This window comes from Pseudomonas sp. Q2-TVG4-2, from assembly GCF_013620795.1.
In the GTDB taxonomy this organism is placed as follows: Bacteria; Pseudomonadota; Gammaproteobacteria; order Pseudomonadales; family Pseudomonadaceae; genus Stutzerimonas.
Genome location: NZ_LGLW01000001.1, coordinates 908,659 through 927,481, shown reverse-complemented (window position 1 = coordinate 927,481; position 18,823 = coordinate 908,659). Strand labels below are relative to the sequence as shown.

Here is an 18,823-nt window from a genome sequence, read left to right as displayed (position 1 = left end):
CATCGGCGCTGATCAAGCCTGGCAGGCAAACCGGCAATCGCTCAGATCGCTGGACCGGAAGCCGGTCCTTGACAGCCGGCCAACCGCGACTCGTGGCCTTGCCGAGCCTTGCAGGCTGATAGAGGCATCGCCAGAATGGCGGCATCAATTGTGGCCATCAGGTCACCCCAGCAAGGATTACCAATGCCCGAAACTGTCGCTGCAGGCCTGCGCCTGGCGCCCGAAGCGCTGACCCGTCCCTTCGAACCCAGCCAGTTCGACTTCAAGACAACCGATGAGCTGGAACCTTTTCTTGGCGTGCTCGGCCAGGAGCGAGCTGTCGAGGCGCTGCAATTCGGTGTGGCAATGCCGCGTCCCGGCTACAACGTCTACGTGATGGGAGAGCCGGGCACGGGGCGCTTCTCGTTCGTGCGGCGTTACCTCAAGGCCGAAGGCAAGCGCCTGGATACGCCGTCGGATTGGCTTTACGTGAATAATTTCGACGAGCCGCGTGAGCCTCGTGTGGTGGAATTGCCGCAGGGTGGCGCCGTTGAGTTTATTGCTGACATCGGGAAGCTGATCGACAACTTGATGGCGACCTTTCCCGCGGTATTCGAGCATCCGAGCTTCCAGCAAAAGAAGAGCGCTATCGACCGCGCCTTCAATCAGCGCTACGACAAGGCGCTGGATGTCATCGAGAAGCTCGCGCTGGAAAAGGAAATTGCGCTCTACCGCGACAGCACGAACATCGCCTTTACGCCGATGAAGGATGGCAAATCGATGGACGAGGCTGAATTCGCGCAGCTGCCGGAGGCGGATCGCGAGCGTTACCACGAAGATATTTCCGCGCTGGAAGTGCATCTGAACGAAGGGCTCGCCAGCCTGCCGCAGTGGAAGCGCGAATCGAGCAATCAGCTGCGACAGCTCAATGACGAAACCATCAGTCAGGCCCTGCAGCCGTTGCTGGCTCCGCTGTCGGAGAAGTATGGAGAGAATGCCGGCATCGAATCTTATCTGCAGGCCGTGCAGGTCAATCTTCTGAAGACCGTGGTTGAGCAGCTGGTTGACGAGAATCGCCCAGACGCCCAGACCCGCCAGCTGCTGGAAGAGCAGTACAGCCCGAGCCTGGTGGTGGGGCATCCGCTGGATGGCGGTGCGCCGGTGGTATTCGAGCCGCATCCGACCTACGACAACCTGTTCGGCCGCATCGAATACAGCACCGATCAGGGCGCGCTCTACACCAGCTACCGCCAGTTGCGTCCCGGCGCGCTGCATCGCGCCAATGGTGGCTTCCTGATGCTCGAGGCGGAGAAGATGCTCAGCGAGCCCTTCGTCTGGGAAGCACTCAAGCGTGCCCTGCAGTCGCGCAGGCTGAAGATGGAATCGCCGCTGGCAGAGCTAGGGCGTCTGGCCACCGTGACCTTGAACCCGGAAGTCATTCCGCTCAACGTCAAGGTGGTGATCATCGGCTCCCGGCAGCTGTACTACACGCTGCAGGATCTCGATCCGGACTTCCAGGAGATGTTCCGCGTGCTGGTGGACTTCGATGAAGAGATTCCGCTGGCCGAAGACAGCCTCGAGCAGTTTGCCCAGCTGATGAAAACCCGCACCTCGGAAGAGGGCATGGCGCCTCTGACGGCGGCTGCTGTGGCGCGTCTGGCGACTTACAGTGCGCGGCTGGCCGAGCATCAAGGGCGCCTGTCGGCGCGCATCGGCGATCTGTTCCAGCTGGTCAGCGAAGCCGATTTCATCCGCCAGCTGGCCAAGGATGAAGTGACCGACGTCGGCCATATCGAACGGGCCCTGAAGGCCAAGGCTACCCGCACCGGGCGCGTCTCGGCGCGCATCCTCGAAGATATCCTCGCCGGGGTTATTCTTATCGATAGCGAAGGCGCGGCGATCGGCAAGTGCAACGGTCTAACCGTCCTTGAAGTCGGTGATTCAGCCTTCGGCATGCCTGCGCGTATTTCCGCCACCGTCTATCCGGGTGGTTCGGGGATTGTCGACATCGAACGTGAAGTCAACCTCGGCCAACCGATTCACTCCAAAGGAGTGATGATCCTGACCGGTTTTCTCGGCAGTCGCTACGCCCAGGAATTCCCGTTGGAAATTTCTGCCAGCATCGCGTTGGAGCAATCCTACGGCTATGTCGATGGTGACAGTGCCTCGCTGGGCGAGTGCTGTGCCCTGATCTCCGCCATTTCGCGCACGCCGTTGAAGCAGTGTTTCGCCATCACCGGTTCGATCAACCAGTTCGGTGAGGTGCAGGCGGTAGGCGGTGTCAACGAGAAGATCGAAGGGTTCTTCCGCCTCTGCGAAGCTCGCGGCCTGACCGGAGAGCAGGGCGCGATCATTCCGTTCGCTAACGTCACCACGCTGATGCTCGACGAGCGCGTGCTGGACGCCGTGCGCCAGGAGCGGTTCCACATCTACGCGGTCCGTCATGTAGATGAGGCGTTGTCGCTGCTGGTGGGCGAGGCGGTAGGGGCTGCAGACAAGGATGGACAGTTTCCCAAAGGCAGTGTCAACGCCCGGGTGGTGGAGCGTTTGCGCGATATCGCTGAAATCGAACTTGAGGATGATCATCGGAGTGATGCAGCCTCTCCCGAGGAGGTACTGGCGGCGGCGCAGGCGAAGGGAGCAGAGCAGGGCTAGCGGCTTCTGATTGAGCAATAACTGGACGGAACGATACGGGCGGCGGCAGGTCTGCAATGGAAGAGGGTTCCCACTCTCTGTCCACATGGTTATCCACAACTTTTGGGGATAAACAGGTTGGCCCGCCCATTCATCCAGGATGACGGTGCGCAACCTAGCGCGAGGATCGCCGTCATGTCTCACACGCTCTGTCTGAACCGCCAGTGTCTGGGCCTGGTTACCCGTATCGAATGCGTCATTCGGCCGCTGGCTGGTGGCAATGGCTTGTGGACGTTGCTCTGTGCGGCCGGTATCGATGCGGGCCAACCGACTGCGATCAAGGCGCAGGGCCCATTCCACGGCCCTCGCGAGGCCGAATCGGTGCTGAAGGCGATTGCCACTAACCTGTACGGACAGGGTTATCGCGAATCCGACTCCCCCTCGATCTGGCAATTGCACATGCAGGCGGAGTTGCGCAAGATCAACGCCAACCAGGCCCGTTATCTCAGTGGCTGGCAATCCAAAACCTGATAGCGGGGCTCGTTCCGCGTTCAGCGCATGAGCCGATTCGGCAGATGTGGCGTCACTCTCCGTTTTCTTATCCACAAGGAAAACATGCTGCCACAGGAGCCTTCTTGAAGACTCCGCGGTGCTGCGTATACTCGCTTGCCGGTATCCGCTCATAGTGAGAACAGATGGAACGCCTCATCGAAAACGCCATGTACGCCGCGCGCTGGTTGCTGGCACCTATCTACTTCGGCCTGGCGTTCGCCCTGCTGGCGCTGGCGATCAAATTCTTCCAGGAGATCTGGCACATTCTCCCAGCGGTGCTTTCGTTGAGCGAAGGCGATCTGATCCTCAAGTTGCTGTCGTTGATCGACATGGCGCTGGTGGGTGGTTTGTTGGTGATGGTGATGCTTTCCGGCTACGAGAACTTCGTCTCGCAGCTCGATGTCGACGAAGGCAAGGAAAAGCTCGACTGGCTGGGCAAAATGGACTCCGGCTCGTTGAAGATGAAGGTTGCGGCCTCGATCGTGGCGATTTCGTCGATCCATCTGCTGCGCATGTTCATGGATGCTCAGCAGCTCGAGAGTGAGCAGCTGATGTGGTATGTGATCATTCACCTGACGTTCGTCTTCTCCGCTTTTGCCATGGGCTACCTGGATAAGCTCACCAAGCACTGACACTGCCGTCGGTAGTGCCGCTGAGCTGCCCTCGTTCTGCCCTCGTTCTGCGAGTGGACCGTCGCGGTGTCACAGCGCCACTGGACGATGGATCAGTGATCGAGGCTTGCCTGTGCTAGGCTGTCGGCCCTTTTTTTCCCCGGAGCGCAGGCATGACCGACCTCAACCTATCCACCGACGAAACGCGCGTAAGCTATGGTATCGGCCGCCAGCTGGGTGATCAGCTGCGCGAGAACCCACCGCCAGGCATCAGCCTGGATGCTGTGATCGCTGGTATTCGTGATGCCTTTACCGGTACAGCCAGCCAGGTCAGCCCGGAAGACTTGAATGCCAGCTTCGCCGTCATCCGCGAGCGCATGCAGGCTGAAGCGCAGCGCAAGGCTGAAGCCGCCGCGGGTGAAGGCAAGGCTTTCCTGGCCGAGAATGCCAAGCGCGAGGGAGTTACTACCTTGGCGTCAGGTCTGCAGTACGAGGTGTTGACCGCGGGCGAAGGCGTCAAGCCGGCCGCCGAAGATCAGGTGCGTACCCATTATCACGGCACGCTGATCGACGGTGCCGTGTTCGACAGCTCCTATCAGCGCGGCCAGCCGGCCGAGTTCCCGGTTGGCGGTGTGATTGCCGGCTGGACCGAGGCCTTGCAACTGATGGGCGTGGGCAGCAAATGGCGTCTCTATGTGCCGAGCGAACTGGCCTATGGCGCGCAGGGCGTTGGTAGCATCCCACCGCACAGTGTGCTGGTGTTCGACATCGAGCTGCTGGCCGTTCTGTAAGAGCGATCGCTACGGGCGCAATGCCCGGGCATAGGAGAATAGGAACAGGTTACGTACCTGTTCCTTGAGCACACAGGGTTCGCTGGTGCTCAGCTCCTGCAAGTCTAGATCGCCCTGGTCGCGAAGCTCATCCAGGGCCTCGCCCTCCAACGAAATGCAAACCGCTCCGGTGTTGCGGTTGAGTATCCGCAGATAAGGTTGCGGACGGTCCAGCCAGGCATCGATCAGATAAGTCATGCTCGCCTCCAGTTGATCTCTTTAATGAGAATAATTGTTATTTGCGAACATGCAAGCGCAAAAATCCTCAGCGTCGATCAGTGGTGGCCGAGCCGGTGTTAGTGGGAGGCTGAGGCGGGGAGGGTTAGGGCTGAAGAGCGCGCAGTCGCACCCTTCGGTGAGGCTGGCTCAGTGAGTGCGAGCAACAGCGAAGCGGCTGAGTTCCACTAGGGCGTCGCGATAATGGTTGGCCGGGATGAGCTCGAGGCAAGCGATGGCGCGATCGGCATATTCGCGAGCCAGGCGGGCGGTGTATTCCAGCGCGCCGGATGCTTCCACGGCGCTGCGGATGCTTTCTAGATCTTCGATGCCACCTTTCTGGATGGCCTGACGCACCAGCGCGGCTTGTTCCGCTGTGCCTTCGCGCATGGTGTAGATCAGTGGCAGCGTTGGCTTGCCTTCGGCAAGGTCATCTCCTACGTTCTTGCCCAAGGTTTCGGCATCGCCCTGGTAATCGAGCAGGTCATCGACCAGTTGGAATGCGATGCCCAGGTAATCGCCGAAGGTCCGCAGCGCCTCGCGCTGCTCGTCGCTGGCGCCGGCCAGGGTGGCGGCACTGTGCGTTGAGGCTTCAAAGAGCATGGCTGTCTTGCCGCGGATCACTTCCATGTAGATTTCTTCGGTGGTGCTGGCGTCGCGCACCTTGGACAACTGTAGTACTTCGCCTTCGGCGATCACTCGGGTGGCCTGGGAAATGATGCGCATGACCGGCATCGAGCCCAGGTCGACCATCATTTCGAACGAGCGTGCATAAAGGAAGTCGCCGACCAGCACGCTGGGCGCGTTGCCCCACAGGGCGTTCGCTGTTGAGCGGCCGCGACGCATGCCCGACATGTCGACTACATCGTCATGCAGCAACGTCGAGGTGTGCAGAAATTCGATGATGGCTGCCAGCAGGCGCAGTTGCTCTCCCTTGAGTCCCAGCGCATTGCCGCTGAGCAATACCAACAAGGGGCGCAGGCGTTTGCCGCCGGCCGAGGTAATGTAGTCCCCGATTTTTTCCACCAGCGGTACGCGGGAAGTCAGCTGATTGCGGATGATGCCGTCAACGGCGGCAAAATCTTCAGCTACTACTTGGTAAAAGGCCTGGGGTTGCATCGGCGACGAGTACTCCTCGGAGATTGCGCGGCATGCTATGGGGCGGGTCAGGCACTGTCAAGGCAAGGCCTGGCGGCTATTGCGCCGACTCTGGTGGATGCGTACAATCGCGGACCCTGAACTTTCCCCCTGGGCATTTCCCTGCCTTACGCAATTGCAAGGGCGTCCTTTCCGGCCCCGAGCAGCCATGCCAGCCACTAACTATTTCACTTAAGCGCTGGGTGAGCAGGATCAACGGAGATACACAGATGTACGCAGTTATCGTTACCGGCGGCAAGCAATACAAGGTCGCCGAAGGCGAATACCTCAAGATTGAAAAACTCGAAGTTGCCACTGGCGAAGCAGTCACCTTTGACCGCGTTCTGCTGATCGGCAACGGCGACGATGTCAAAATCGGCGCTCCGGTGGTCGATGGTGCCAAGGTTACTGCTGAAGTGATCGCCCAAGGTCGTCATGACAAGGTCAGCATCATCAAATTCCGCCGTCGTAAGCACCACATGAAGCGTCAGGGCCACCGTCAGTGGTTCACTGAGGTCAAAATCACCGGTATTCAGGGCTAATCGGGCCTGAATCCCCCTATAGGAGTATTGAACTCATGGCACACAAAAAAGCTGGCGGCTCTACCCGCAACGGTCGCGACTCAGAAGCCAAACGTCTTGGCGTGAAGATGTACGGCGGTCAAGTCATCAAGGCCGGTAACATCATCGTGCGTCAGCGCGGTACCCAGTTCCACGCTGGTTACGGCGTTGGTATGGGCAAGGATCACACCCTGTTCGCGAAAGTGGAAGGCGTGATCAAATTCGAAGTGAAAGGCGCTTTTGGCCGTCGCTACGTGAGCGTCGTCGCGGCCTGATTGCGACGTTGCTGGAAAAGCCCTGTCATGCGACGGGGCTTTTTTGTTTCTGTATTCTCTGTAGGGCTCTTGCAAAACACTGCTTTGCTCTAGTTTTCGCTGGGTTTCGCAAGACCCTTATGTTCCTGTTTTCTAGCCCGTCCTTGCGGCGGGAGGCGTTCCCATGAAATTCGTCGATGAAGTATCGATTTTTGTAAAGGCCGGCGACGGCGGTAACGGCATGATGAGCTTCCGTCGTGAGAAGTTCATTGAGAAAGGTGGCCCCAACGGCGGCGACGGTGGTGACGGTGGCTCCGTTTATCTGGAGGCCGACGAGAACCTCAACACACTTGTCGATTATCGCTATACACGCCGCTTCAATGCGCCGAATGGCCAAAAAGGCGGCAGTACCGAGTGTACCGGTGCCAAGGGTGAGGATCTGATCCTGCCGGTGCCGGTCGGCACGACGGTGATTGACGCTGCCACCCAGGACGTAATTGGCGACCTGACCAAGGCGGGGCAGCGGTTATTGGTTGCTCAGGGCGGCTGGCACGGCCTGGGTAATACCCGCTTCAAATCGAGCACCAATCGCGCGCCGCGGCAGACCACGCCGGGCAAGCCGGGCGATGCTCGCGACTTGAAGCTCGAATTGAAGGTGCTGGCTGACGTCGGTCTGCTGGGGTTGCCGAATGCCGGTAAGAGCACCTTTATTCGCTCGGTATCGGCCGCCAAGCCGAAGGTTGCCGACTATCCGTTCACGACGCTGGTACCGAACCTTGGTGTGGTCAGTGTCGGGCGCTACAAGAGCTTCGTGGTTGCCGACATTCCAGGTTTGATCGAGGGCGCATCCGATGGTGCCGGCCTGGGGATACGCTTTCTCAAGCATCTGGCGCGTACGCGACTGTTGCTGCACCTGGTCGACATGGCGCCGCTCGATGAGACTGATCCTGCTGATGCAGCGGAAATCATTCTCAACGAACTGGAAAAATTCAGCCCAGCACTGGCTCAGCGCGATCGTTGGCTGGTGCTGAACAAGGCCGATCAGTTGCTCGAGGAGGACCGTGACGAGCGCGTGCGCCACGTGGTAGAGCGCCTTGAGTGGATCGGTCCCGTATTCGTTATCTCTGCGCTGGAGCGTGAGGGTACCGAGGAGCTGAGTCAGGCAATCATGCGCTATCTGGATGAGCGTACGCTGCGTATCAGCGAGGAGCCGGCTTATGCCGAGGCGCTTGCCGAACTGGATCAGCAGATCGAAGATGAGGCCCGTGCGCGTCTGCAGGAGCTCGATGATCAGCGTGCGTTGCGTCGCGCTGGCGTCAAGGCGGCGGTCGATGCGGATGAAGACGACTTCGATGATGATGACGATGATGAAGGCGGCGCGGAAATCTTCTACGTTCGCTAGGGGCTTGTTCGCGTAGTTGCGTAGCTGTAGGTGGGTGGTCGTTGGGCTGGCTCGTCTGCTGCTCGTCGACCTGGTTTGGCCGGATATGGGATAGAAGGCGGGATCGATGCGGGACAAGGTGAGCGGCGCGCGGCGCTGGGTGGTGAAAATCGGCAGTGCTTTGCTGACGGCTGACGGCCGCGGCCTCGATCAGGCGGCAATGGCGGTCTGGGTTGATCAGATGGTGGCGCTGCGGCAGGTCGGGGTCGAGTTGGTGCTGGTCTCGTCCGGTGCGGTTGCGGCCGGCATGAGCCGCCTCGGTTGGACGGCACGGCCCAAGGCCGTTCACGAGTTGCAGGCTGCTGCTGCGGTGGGGCAGATGGGCCTCATTCGTGCTTGGGAGGCCAGTTTTGGGCGCTGCGATCAGCAGACCGCTCAGGTTCTGGTGACCCACGATGATCTGTCGGACCGCAAGCGTTATCTCAACGCGCGGAGCACGCTGCGCACGCTAATCGACCTCGGTGTGGTTCCGGTTATCAATGAAAACGACACCGTCGTCACTGATGAGATCCGCTTCGGCGACAACGATACCCTTGCGGCGCTGGTGGCGAACCTGGTCGAAGCTGATTTGCTGGTGATCCTCACGGATCGCGACGGGATGTTTGACGCGGATCCACGAAATAACCCCGACGCCAATCTCATCCGCGAAGCTCGCGCCGACGACCCTGCGTTGGACGCGGTAGCGGGCGCTACGGGCGGTGCGCTGGGGCGCGGTGGCATGCAGACCAAGTTGCGCGCGGCGCGCCTGGCGGCGCGCTCGGGGGCCCATACGGTAATCATTGGCGGGCGCATCGATCAGGTTCTGGCGCGGCTGAAGGCCGGTGAGCGGCTGGGCACCCTGCTGGCGCCGGAGCGCAGTCGTCACGCTGCGCGCAAACAGTGGCTCGCCGGCCATCTGCAAACGCGGGGCTCGGTCACGCTGGATGCCGGGGCGGTGCATGCGCTGAAGCAAAGCAATCGCAGTTTGTTACCGGTTGGCGTCAAGGCCGCCCAAGGTGGTTTTCGCCGTGGCGAGATGGTGGTCTGCGTGGGGCCAGAAGGGGAGGAGGTTGCTCGCGGTCTGGTTAACTACAGTGTTGCTGAGACTCAGAAAATCCTTGGTCATTCCTCCGACGAAATCGAGAAATTGCTCGGTTACGTCGACGAGCCCGAGCTTATCCATCGCGACAACATGATCCTGTTGTGAGGTACCCGATGCGATTGGCAAACGCATTGATCGCGCTGCTGGTCTGGCCGGCGGTCGGTATGGCGCGGGAAGTGGGTGAGGTCGATACGGTCTTCAAGTGGCTTGGGCCGAACCACAAGATCGTGGTGGAGGCCTTTGATGATCCCAAGGTCGAGGGTGTGACCTGTTATCTATCGAGGGCCAAGACCGGCGGGATCAAGGGTGGGCTCGGGTTGGCAGAGGATCGCGCCGAAGCGTCGATTGCTTGTCGCCAGGTCGGGCCGATTCATATGAATGACAATCTCGAGGATGGCGAGGTGGTCTTCAGGGAGCGGACTTCGCTGGTATTCAAGACCATGCAGGTGGTGCGCTTTTTTGATGAGGCGCGCAGTACGCTTGTTTACCTGGTTTACAGTGATCGCGTAATCGAGGGCAGTCCGCAAAATGCGGTGACCGCCATTCCAGTTCTTCCCTGGGTTCAGTAGCGATCAGTTTATTTCTGTCGATGCTGCTTGCATCGAAGAGCGTTCGCTGGCCGAAATGCAAGGCACAAAAAAACCGGCGCTAGGCCGGTTTTTTTCAAGAGCGTGCAGTTTAAGCTGCAGCAGCTTCGCCGAGGGCCTTGATATGGCCGTTCAGGCGGCTTTTATGCCGGGCTGCTTTGTTCTTGTGAATGATGCCTTTGTCGGCCATGCGGTCGATTACAGGCACGGCTGCAGTGTAAGCAGTACGAGCTTTTTCCAGATCTTTTGCATCAATGGCTTTGACCACATTCTTGATGTAGGTGCGAACCATGGAGCGCAGGCTGGCGTTGTGGCTGCGACGCTTCTCAGCCTGAATTGCGCGTTTTTTGGCGGAAGGGCTGTTGGCCACCGTCGAACTCCTCGAAAACGTGGGATTACAAAGCAAATAAGGCCGCGAATCATGCCGATGCATCGAGCCCTTGTCAAGCCCGAGTGATTCCTCCGAGACACTGGCCGGACAGATGGGCTGCCGCTAAACTCGCGACCTCTTTCACTGTCGTAACTGGCCATCGACTCGATGGCCAGTGCCTGGCCGGAATCATCCTGCTGCAACTCTAGGAAGACAAATGTCCGATACATCCGGCAAAGGCGGCTTGCTGCGGTCCAGTGCGGTAGTCAGTGTGATGACACTGCTGTCCCGGGTGCTGGGCATGGTACGCGATATGGTGGTGGCCAGCTACTTCGGTTCGGGTGCCGCCGCCGACGCCTTCTTCATTGCGTTCAAGATTCCCAACTTCCTGCGTCGTCTGTTTGCCGAAGGTGCTTTCGCCCAGGCTTTCGTTCCGGTGCTATCTGAGTACCGCACCAAGCGGACGCTGACCGAGGTCAAGCTGCTGGTCGATCGCACGGCCGGCATGCTCGGGTTGATCCTGACCGGTATTACCGCCATCGGGGTGCTGGCCTCACCTTATGTGGTAATGGTGTTTGCGCCGGGTTTTCATGATGAGCCGGCCAAGATGCAGCTGGCAGGAGAGCTGCTGCGCATCACTTTTCCGTATCTGCTGCTGATTTCCCTCACGGCATTCACTTCCGGCGTGCTCAACACCTATGGACATTTCGCGGTGCCGGGCTTCACCCCGGTACTGCTGAATGTATCCATGATCACCTCGGCGGTGTTCCTTACGCCCTATTTCGATCAGCCAATCATGGCGCTGGCCTGGGGTGTGTTCATTGCCGGCTTCGCTCAGCTGGCCTTCCAGCTTCCTTATGTTGCCAAGCTGGGGCTGTTGCCGCGGCCTCGGGTGAAGTTCGGTGATGAAGGGGTGCGGCGTATCATGCTGCTGATGGTCCCAGCGTTGTTCGGGGTGTCGGTCAGCCAGATCAATCTGCTGCTCGACACGGTGCTCGCTTCCTTTTTGCAGACCGGTAGCGTGTCGTGGCTCTATTACGCGGATCGGCTTTCGGAGTTGCCGCTCGGCGCCTTCGGTATCGCCATCGGCACGGTGATCCTTCCGAGCCTGTCGCGCCAGCACGCTGGCGAGGACCCTAAGGCCTTTTCCAATACCCTCAATTGGGCGCTGCGAATGGTGTTACTGGTGGGGATTCCCGCCGCGCTTGCGCTGGGTATCCTGGCCGAGCCGCTGATTGCCAGCCTGTTCTTCTACGGCGCGATGAGCGAGGAGGCCGTGGTGCAATCGGCCAATGCGCTTGAGGCTTACTCGCTGGGTGTGCTGGCGTTCATGCTGATCAAGGTGCTGGCGCCGGGTTTCTTCGCGCGCCAGGATTTGAAGACGCCGGTGCGCGTCGCCATCATCTGCATGATTGCCAACATGGCGCTGAACTTGATGCTCATCTGGCCGCTCCAGCACGTTGGGCTTGCGCTGGCCACGTCGTTGTCGTCGATGCTCAATGCCGGGCTGCTGTTCTGGGGGCTGTATCGGATCGGCGTGTTTCAGTTCGCGCCGGGCTGGGGGTTGTTTCTGCTGCGCCTGGTCGGCGGCTGTACCGCCATGGTGGCGATGGTCTGGTGGCTCAACGCGCCGTCGGTCGAATGGTTCGCCTGGAGCTGGCAGCAGCGCGCGCTGCAGCTAGGACTGCTCGTGGTGGCGGGACTGGGCGCTTTTGCGGCAGGGCTGGTATTGCTCGGCTTGCGGCCGCGGCATCTACGTCATTGATCCGCAGGTAGGCGGGTGGCAAACCTGTCCGCGGCTGCCGGCTCATGCGTATAATCGACGACTTTTCAAGCAAGAAGTGCGGTATGCAGCTGGTTCGAGGTCTTCATAACCTGCGACCCCGGCATCGGGGTTGCGTCGCCACCATCGGCAATTTCGACGGGGTTCACCGGGGGCATCAAGCCATCCTGGCGCGCCTGCGCGAGCGTGCCGCCGAGCTCGGCCTGCCTAGCTGCGTGGTGATCTTCGAGCCGCAGCCGCGAGAATACTTCGCGCCGGACAAGGCGCCCGCGCGGTTGACCCGGCTGCGCGAGAAACTTCGGTTGCTGGATGAGCAGGGCGTCGATCTGGTGCTCTGCCTGGCCTTCAACCGCCGTTTACGCGAGTTGAGCGCCGCTGAGTTCGTCCACGCGACGCTGGTTGAAGGGCTTGGCGTGCGGCATCTGGAGGTCGGTGATGACTTCCGTTTCGGTTGTGACCGTGCCGGCGATTTCAACTTTCTGTTGAAAGCGGGCGCTGTGGAAGGCTTCTCGGTCGAGGCCGCCACCACTATCGAGGTCGACGGTGAGCGCGTTAGCAGCACGCGACTGCGACAGGTACTTGCCGATGGCGATCTGACGCTGGCGCACAAGCTGCTCGGCCGAGCGTTCAGCATTACCGGGCGGGTCATGCATGGGCAGGCGTTAGGGCGTCAGCTTGGCGCGCCGACTGCCAATATCCAGCTCAAGCGCAAGAGCACGCCGCTCAGCGGGGTGTTCATGGTGAGCACGGAAGTTGACGGCATCACTCAGCCGGCAGTGGCCAACATCGGCATGCGGCCGTCGGTGGAAAGTGACGGGCAGCCGCATCTGGAAGTGCATCTGCTCAGCTATCAGGGCGACCTCTATGGCCGTCTGCTGCGCGTGACTTTCCATAGCAAGCTGCGTGACGAGCAGCGCTTCGCCTCGCTGGAGGCACTCAAGACGGCGATCGAAGCAGATATCGCCGCGGCTCGCGAATACTGGCGAGCTTCACCCTTTACCACGAGTCAGGACTGAAATGACCGATTACAAAGCGACCCTCAATCTGCCATCCACGGCATTTCCGATGAAGGCCGGTCTGCCACAGCGCGAGCCGGAGACCCTGCAGCGCTGGAACAGTATTGACCTCTACGGGAAGCTGCGGCAGATCGGCGAAGGTCGTCCTAAGTTCGTCCTGCACGATGGCCCGCCGTACGCTAACGGCAGCATTCACATCGGTCATGCGGTGAACAAGGTCATCAAGGACTTTATCGTCCGTTCCAAAACCTTGGCCGGTTTCGATGCGCCCTATGTGCCGGGCTGGGACTGCCATGGCCTGCCGATCGAACACAAGGTCGAGATCACCTACGGCAAGAATCAGCCGGCTGACCTGACGCGCGAGCGCTGCCGTTCCTATGCCGCGGAGCAGATTGAGGGGCAGAAGGCTGACTTCATCCGCCTCGGCGTGCTTGGCGAGTGGGACAATCCTTACCGCACCATGGATTTTGCCAACGAGGCCGGTGAGATCCGCGCGCTGGCGAAGATGGTCGAAGGTGGTTTCGTCTTCAAAGGCCTGAAGCCGGTGAACTGGTGTTTCGATTGCGGTTCGGCATTGGCCGAGGCGGAGGTCGAATATCAGGACAAGAAATCCGATGCCATTGATGTCGCCTTCCAGGTCGAAGACGCGGGCAAGCTGGCCGCGGCCTTCGGTGTCGCTGCGCTGGCCAAGCCGGCCAGCATCGTCATCTGGACCACCACCCCCTGGACCATTCCGGCCAACCAGGCGCTCAACGTACACCCTGACTTCGTCTATGCGTTGGTCGACACTGGCGACAAGCTGCTGGTACTCGCCGAAGAGCTGGTCGAGTCTTGCCTGCAGCGCTACGAGCTGCAGGGCAAGATCATCGCCCGCTGCGAGGGTAAGGCGCTGGAGCTCATCCGCTTCCGTCACCCGTTCTACGAGCGTTTCGCGCCGGTCTATCTGGCTGAGTACGTGGAAACCGGCGCTGGCACCGGCATCGTTCACTCTGCGCCCGCGTACGGTGAAGACGACTTCCGCTCCTGCAAGCATTACGGCATGGAGAACGACGACATTCTCAGTCCGGTGCAGAGCCACGGCGTTTACGTGTCGGACCTGCCGTTCTTTGGCGGCCAGTTCATCTGGAAAGCCAATCCTGCGATCGTAGAGAAGCTGCGGGAAGTCGGCGCGCTGCTGAAACACGAGTCGATCCAACACAGCTACATGCACTGCTGGCGACACAAGACGCCGTTGATTTACCGCGCCACGGCGCAGTGGTTCGTCGGCATGGACAAGGTGGCGCACGACGGCAGCTCGTTGCGTCGCCGCGCGCTGGATGCCATCGAGCAGACCGAATTTGTTCCGGCATGGGGCCAGGCACGACTGCACGGCATGATCGCCGGACGTCCTGACTGGTGCATTTCGCGCCAACGTACCTGGGGTGTACCGATCCCGTTCTTCCTGCACAAGGAAAGCGGCGAGCTGCATCCGCGCACCGTCGAACTGATGGAAGCCGTGGCGCAGCGTGTGGAACAGGGCGGCATTGAGGCCTGGTCGAAGCTGGATGCAGCCGAGCTGCTGGGCGACGAAGCGGCGCAATACGAGAAGATCAGTGACACGCTGGACGTCTGGTTCGATTCCGGTACCACTCACTGGCACGTCATGCGTGGCTCGCACCCGATGGGGCACGACCAGGGCCCGCGTGCGGACCTCTATCTGGAAGGCTCCGACCAGCATCGTGGATGGTTCCATTCCTCGTTGCTGACTGGTTCGGCGATCGACGGCCACGCGCCCTACAAGGGGCTGCTGACGCATGGCTTCGTGGTCGACGAGAACGGCCGCAAGATGTCCAAGTCACTGGGCAACGTCGTCGCGCCACAGGAAGTCACCGACAGTTTGGGCGCCGATATCCTGCGCCTGTGGGTGGCTTCTACTGACTATTCCGGGGAGATGGCGGTTTCCAAGGTGATTCTGCAGCGCAGCGCAGATTCCTACCGGCGCATCCGAAACACCGCACGTTTCCTGCTGAGCAACCTCGACGGTTTCGACCCGGCGCGGCATCAGGTCCCGGCCGACCAGCTGATCGCGCTCGACCGCTGGGCCATCGACCGCGCACTGTTGTTGCAGCGGGAAATCGAAGAAGCCTATGGCACCTACAAGTTCTGGAACGTTTACCAAAAAGTACACAACTTCTGCGTGCAGGAGCTAGGCGGCTTTTATCTCGACATCATCAAGGATCGTCAGTACACCACCGGTGCCGACAGCCTGCCGCGCCGATCCTGCCAGACCGCGCTGTACCACATTGCCGAGGCACTGGTGCGCTGGATCGCGCCGATCCTGTCCTTCACAGCCGACGAGATCTGGCAGTACCTGCCAGGCAAGCGCAATGAATCGGTGATGTTCAATACCTGGTATGAAGGTCTTGCCGAACTACCTGCCGGTGTGGAACTGGGTCGCGGATTCTGGGACAAGGTCATGGCGGTCAAAGCTGCCGTGAACAAGGAGCTGGAAACCCAGCGCGCCGCCAAGACCATCGGCGGTAACCTGCAAGCCGAAGTGGTGCTCTACGCCGAAGACGCACTGGTGGCCGATCTGGCCAAGTTGGGCAGCGAGTTGCGTTTTGTGCTGATCACCTCGGCGGTGGCGGTAGCGCCTCTCACCGCAGCACCGGCTGAGGCCGTACAGAGCGAGCTTTCTGGCCTCAAGCTGCAGATCAGCAAGACCGGCCACGCTAAATGCGGCCGATGCTGGCATCACCTGCCCGATGTCGGTACTCACGCGGTGCACCCGGAAATTTGTGGCCGCTGCGTTGAGAACATCGAAGGCGCAGGCGAGGTCCGTCACTATGCGTGACCGAGAGCATGATTGTAGGAGCCAGCTTGCTGGCGATCACGGCTCGATGATCGCCGTAGGGTGGGCTTCAGCCCGCCGCTGGCGCCACGGCGGGACTGCCGGTGGGCTGAAGCGGAGGGTCGTTCAGCCCACCCTATGGCGCCATACCAGTTCCGTGGCGGGGAAGACCCGCTGTGCTATTTCGAGGAAAGCAGCATGACCGCCCGTCTCGGTAAGCTGTCGTGGTTATGGCTCAGCATCTTGGTCATTGCGCTGGATCAGGCCACCAAGCATTACTTCGAAGCCAATTTCAGCCTGTACCAGAAGGTTGACGTGATACCCGACTACTTCGCCTGGACCTTGGCCTACAACACAGGCGCGGCCTTCAGCTTTCTGGCCGATCATTCCGGCTGGCAACGATGGCTGTTCGCTCTGATCGCCATTGGTGTCAGCGCCGTGCTGGTGGTCTGGATGAAACGCTTGAAGCCTTATGAGACCTGGCTCGCCGTTGCCTTGGCACTGGTTCTGGGTGGCGCGCTTGGTAATCTCTATGATCGTGTGATGCTCGGCCATGTCGTCGACTTTATTCTGGTGCATTGGCAGAACCGCTGGTATTTCCCGGCATTCAATATTGCCGACAGCGCCATCACCATTGGTGCCGTGATGCTGGCGCTGGATATGTTCCGTAGCAGTAAAACGGGAGAAACGGTAAATGACTGAACAACGCATCGGGCCAGACATGCAGGTTACCCTGCACTTTGCGCTCAGCCTGGAAAACGGCGAGCAGGTCGACACGACCTTCGACAAGCAACCGGCCACGTTCAAGGTCGGTGATGGGAATCTGCTGCCTGGATTCGAACAGCAGCTGTTCGGACTCCAAGCCGGCGACAAGCGCACCTTCCAGATCGCGCCGGAGCAGGGCTTCGGCCAGCACAATCCGCAGAATGTGCAAGTCATGCCGCGCAGTCAGTTCGAAGGCATGGAGCTATCCGAAGGGCTGCTGGTCATTTTCAACGATGCTGCCAAGACGGAGCTGCCAGGGGTCGTCAAAAGCTTTGATGATCGTCAGGTTACCGTTGACTTCAATCATCCGCTGGCAGGCAAGGCACTGACCTTCGAGGTAGAGATATTCGAGGTAGAGATATTCGAGGTCAAGCCGGTCTGACCGTTAGATCGCGTGCAGCCGCTGTTGTAGGAACCAGGGGGGACGCCTAGTTCTTGCTGGCGATTATGTCGCCTCATTGTGCGTGTGCTCACTGCTGACCCACTGCGCTTCATCGCTATAGGCAGTCGGTACACTTCACAACTTACCCGCTAAGAGCGTCGAGAATTCATATGCAAATCAAACTCGCCAATCCGCGTGGCTTCTGTGCCGGTGTTGATCGCGCCATCGAGATCGTCAACCGCGCCCTGGAGGTGTTCGGGCCACCGATTTATGTGCGTCACGAGGTGGTCCATAACAAGTTTGTGGTGGAAGACTTGCGCGAGCGGGGCGCCATTTTTGTTGATGAGCTGGACCAGGTGCCGGATGGCTTCATTGTGATATTCAGTGCTCACGGCGTGTCCCAGGCGGTGCGGATGGAAGCCGACAAGCGCGGTCTCAAAGTCTTCGACGCCACTTGCCCGCTAGTGACCAAGGTTCATCTGGAAGTGACCAAGTACAGCCGAGAAGGACGCGAATGCATCCTCATCGGCCACGAAGGTCATCCGGAGGTCGAAGGCACCATGGGCCAATACGATACCGCCAACGGCGGCTCGATTTATCTGGTGGAAGATGAGGAAGACGTCGCCAAGCTGCAGGTACGTAATCCCGAATCGCTGGCCTTCGTTACTCAGACCACTCTTTCGATGGATGACACCAGCCGAGTCATCGACGCCCTACGCCGGAGATTTCCCAGCATTGGTGGCCCTCGTAAGGACGATATCTGCTACGCCACCCAGAACCGTCAGGATGCGGTAAAGCAACTGGCCGGTGAGTGCGATGTAGTGCTAGTAGTCGGGAGCCCCAACAGCTCGAACTCCAACCGCCTACGCGAACTGGCCGAGCGCATGGATACGCCAGCCTACCTGATCGATGGCGCCGAAGACCTCAAGCGAGAGTGGTTTGAGAGCATCGAGCGAATAGGCATCACCGCCGGCGCTTCAGCTCCCGAGGTGCTGGTGCGCGGGGTAATCGATCAGCTCCGCGAGTGGGGGGCTACGGGGATGGATGAGCTCGATGGGCGGCCGGAGAACGTGACGTTTTCAATGCCGAAGGAGCTGCGGTTGAAGGCGGTATAACTGCCGTAGCTTTACGTGACACGCTGAGTTGCGCTCGTAGATGTTTTTACTCGCCAAATTCGCCAAGGGTTTGCATAGGGCGGGGCGGGTTGCGCCCGCTCGGCATACATCCTAAAAACTTTCGCATCCATTGACAGGGTTCACTGAGAAGCGACCAGCGTTGTTTAATCGAAGTTGGTATCCCTTTTTGCTCGTGTTCTCGCAAAGCGAAAGGGTACCCATCTGATAACCGCCGTTAACCAGCGTGGCTCTGCCGCTCGGCGTATAACGGATATAGTGCCGCAACGGAGTATTGCTGCTTAGTGAAAGGGTGTCGGGAAGCGCCGGAACCTCCCGTAGCAAATGTTCTCCTACGTCCCAAATGCCATCATGGTCGGTGTCGCGGAATATTCTCCATCCGTTTTGCCAGTGATTGGCTGAGGGCGCTATCGATACGCTACTGCCTGTACGTATGGCTTCCTGCCTTGTTAGCGCCAAGCCGCCTCGCAGGTCAGAGAGAACCGAAGCTAAGTGCTGCTGCTCTCTTAATCTGCTTGCGCTAGGCATGGCGACCGAAAGAATGACGCTTATTATCGAAATTGTGACAAGCAACTCTACGAGACTGAGTCCCTTTGATGTAAGCATGGCTTCCTGCCTTTTAGCTGAGTAAGTGCGGTGTACCGGTCGTCCGGCTTTTGCTT

General features: G+C 59.8%; 19 protein-coding genes. 15 read left to right on the top strand and 4 right to left on the bottom strand.

The window, feature by feature from the left end:
* Nucleotides 1-183: 183 nt before the first annotated feature.
* From H3028_RS04525 to H3028_RS04510, 4 genes are all read left to right on the top strand, one after another.
* A complete protein-coding gene (locus tag H3028_RS04525) occupies nt 184-2,634 on the top strand; it encodes a Lon protease family protein (RefSeq protein WP_181295856.1) in 2,451 nt (816 codons plus the stop codon).
* A 174-nt stretch (nt 2,635-2,808) separates the two neighbouring features.
* A complete protein-coding gene (locus H3028_RS04520; protein WP_181295855.1) occupies nt 2,809-3,144 on the top strand; it encodes a hypothetical protein in 336 nt (111 codons plus the stop codon).
* Between the two features lie 164 nt (nt 3,145-3,308).
* Nucleotides 3,309-3,797, top strand: coding sequence for a TIGR00645 family protein (locus H3028_RS04515; RefSeq protein WP_181295854.1), 489 nt, complete (start codon nt 3,309-3,311; stop codon nt 3,795-3,797).
* Nucleotides 3,798-3,949: 152 nt separating this feature from the next.
* Nucleotides 3,950-4,567, top strand: a complete 618-nt coding sequence (locus tag H3028_RS04510) for an FKBP-type peptidyl-prolyl cis-trans isomerase (RefSeq protein WP_181295853.1) — start codon at nt 3,950-3,952, stop codon at nt 4,565-4,567.
* Between the two features lie 9 nt (nt 4,568-4,576).
* On the opposite strand, the gene H3028_RS04505 is transcribed toward H3028_RS04510, so the two are convergent.
* A complete protein-coding gene (locus H3028_RS04505) occupies nt 4,577-4,804 on the bottom strand; it encodes a hypothetical protein (RefSeq protein ID WP_181295852.1) in 228 nt (75 codons plus the stop codon).
* Nucleotides 4,805-4,972: 168 nt separating this feature from the next.
* The gene (locus H3028_RS04500; RefSeq protein WP_181295851.1) at nt 4,973-5,941 is read right to left on the bottom strand and encodes a polyprenyl synthetase family protein; all 969 of its coding nucleotides are present in this window, start codon (nt 5,939-5,941) and stop codon (nt 4,973-4,975) included.
* A gap of 248 nt (nt 5,942-6,189) precedes the next feature.
* On the opposite strand from H3028_RS04500, the gene rplU reads away from it, so the two are divergent.
* From rplU to H3028_RS04475, 5 genes are all read left to right on the top strand, one after another.
* Nucleotides 6,190-6,501: a 50S ribosomal protein L21 gene (gene rplU, locus H3028_RS04495; protein ID WP_021209788.1), complete on the top strand. Its 312-nt coding sequence runs from the start codon at nt 6,190-6,192 to the stop codon at nt 6,499-6,501.
* Between the two features lie 35 nt (nt 6,502-6,536).
* Entirely contained in the window at nt 6,537-6,794 is a 258-nt protein-coding gene (gene rpmA / locus H3028_RS04490) for a 50S ribosomal protein L27 (RefSeq protein ID WP_025240448.1), read from the top strand.
* A 163-nt stretch (nt 6,795-6,957) separates the two neighbouring features.
* On the top strand, nt 6,958-8,175 hold the full coding sequence (gene cgtA / locus H3028_RS04485; RefSeq protein WP_181295850.1) for an Obg family GTPase CgtA: 1,218 nt from the start codon (nt 6,958-6,960) through the stop codon (nt 8,173-8,175).
* A 106-nt stretch (nt 8,176-8,281) separates the two neighbouring features.
* Nucleotides 8,282-9,400 carry a glutamate 5-kinase gene (gene proB, locus H3028_RS04480; RefSeq protein WP_168423343.1) on the top strand — a complete coding sequence of 373 codons (1,119 nt, stop codon included), beginning with the start codon at nt 8,282-8,284 and terminating at the stop codon, nt 9,398-9,400.
* An 8-nt stretch (nt 9,401-9,408) separates the two neighbouring features.
* Complete coding sequence (locus tag H3028_RS04475; protein WP_181295849.1) at nt 9,409-9,864, top strand: CreA family protein; 456 nt, start codon at nt 9,409-9,411, stop codon at nt 9,862-9,864.
* Between the two features lie 109 nt (nt 9,865-9,973).
* On the opposite strand, the gene rpsT is transcribed toward H3028_RS04475, so the two are convergent.
* Nucleotides 9,974-10,252 (bottom strand): 30S ribosomal protein S20, encoded by a 279-nt coding sequence (gene rpsT, locus H3028_RS04470; RefSeq protein WP_014854146.1) that lies wholly within the window; start codon nt 10,250-10,252, stop codon nt 9,974-9,976.
* Nucleotides 10,253-10,469: 217 nt separating this feature from the next.
* Between rpsT and murJ the strand changes: the two genes are divergently transcribed.
* The 6 genes from murJ (at nt 10,470) to ispH (ending at nt 18,143) form a co-directional block, all read left to right on the top strand.
* On the top strand, nt 10,470-12,017 hold the full coding sequence (gene murJ, locus H3028_RS04465; RefSeq protein ID WP_181295848.1) for a murein biosynthesis integral membrane protein MurJ: 1,548 nt from the start codon (nt 10,470-10,472) through the stop codon (nt 12,015-12,017).
* A gap of 83 nt (nt 12,018-12,100) precedes the next feature.
* Entirely contained in the window at nt 12,101-13,051 is a 951-nt protein-coding gene (ribF, locus tag H3028_RS04460) for a bifunctional riboflavin kinase/FAD synthetase (protein WP_181295847.1), read from the top strand.
* 1 nt (nt 13,052) lies between these two features.
* Nucleotides 13,053-15,884, top strand: a complete 2,832-nt coding sequence (ileS, locus tag H3028_RS04455) for an isoleucine--tRNA ligase (RefSeq protein ID WP_181295846.1) — start codon at nt 13,053-13,055, stop codon at nt 15,882-15,884.
* A gap of 195 nt (nt 15,885-16,079) precedes the next feature.
* Entirely contained in the window at nt 16,080-16,583 is a 504-nt protein-coding gene (gene lspA, locus H3028_RS04450) for a signal peptidase II (RefSeq protein ID WP_181295845.1), read from the top strand.
* On the top strand, nt 16,576-17,028 hold the full coding sequence (locus H3028_RS04445) for a peptidylprolyl isomerase (RefSeq protein ID WP_181295844.1): 453 nt from the start codon (nt 16,576-16,578) through the stop codon (nt 17,026-17,028). The genes lspA and H3028_RS04445 overlap by 8 nt, the downstream gene beginning before the upstream one ends.
* 170 nt (nt 17,029-17,198) lie before the next feature.
* Entirely contained in the window at nt 17,199-18,143 is a 945-nt protein-coding gene (gene ispH, locus H3028_RS04440; protein ID WP_181295843.1) for a 4-hydroxy-3-methylbut-2-enyl diphosphate reductase, read from the top strand.
* A 111-nt stretch (nt 18,144-18,254) separates the two neighbouring features.
* On the opposite strand, the gene H3028_RS21540 is transcribed toward ispH, so the two are convergent.
* Complete coding sequence (locus H3028_RS21540) at nt 18,255-18,767, bottom strand: GspH/FimT family pseudopilin (protein WP_181295842.1); 513 nt, start codon at nt 18,765-18,767, stop codon at nt 18,255-18,257.
* Nucleotides 18,768-18,823 lie beyond the last annotated feature (56 nt).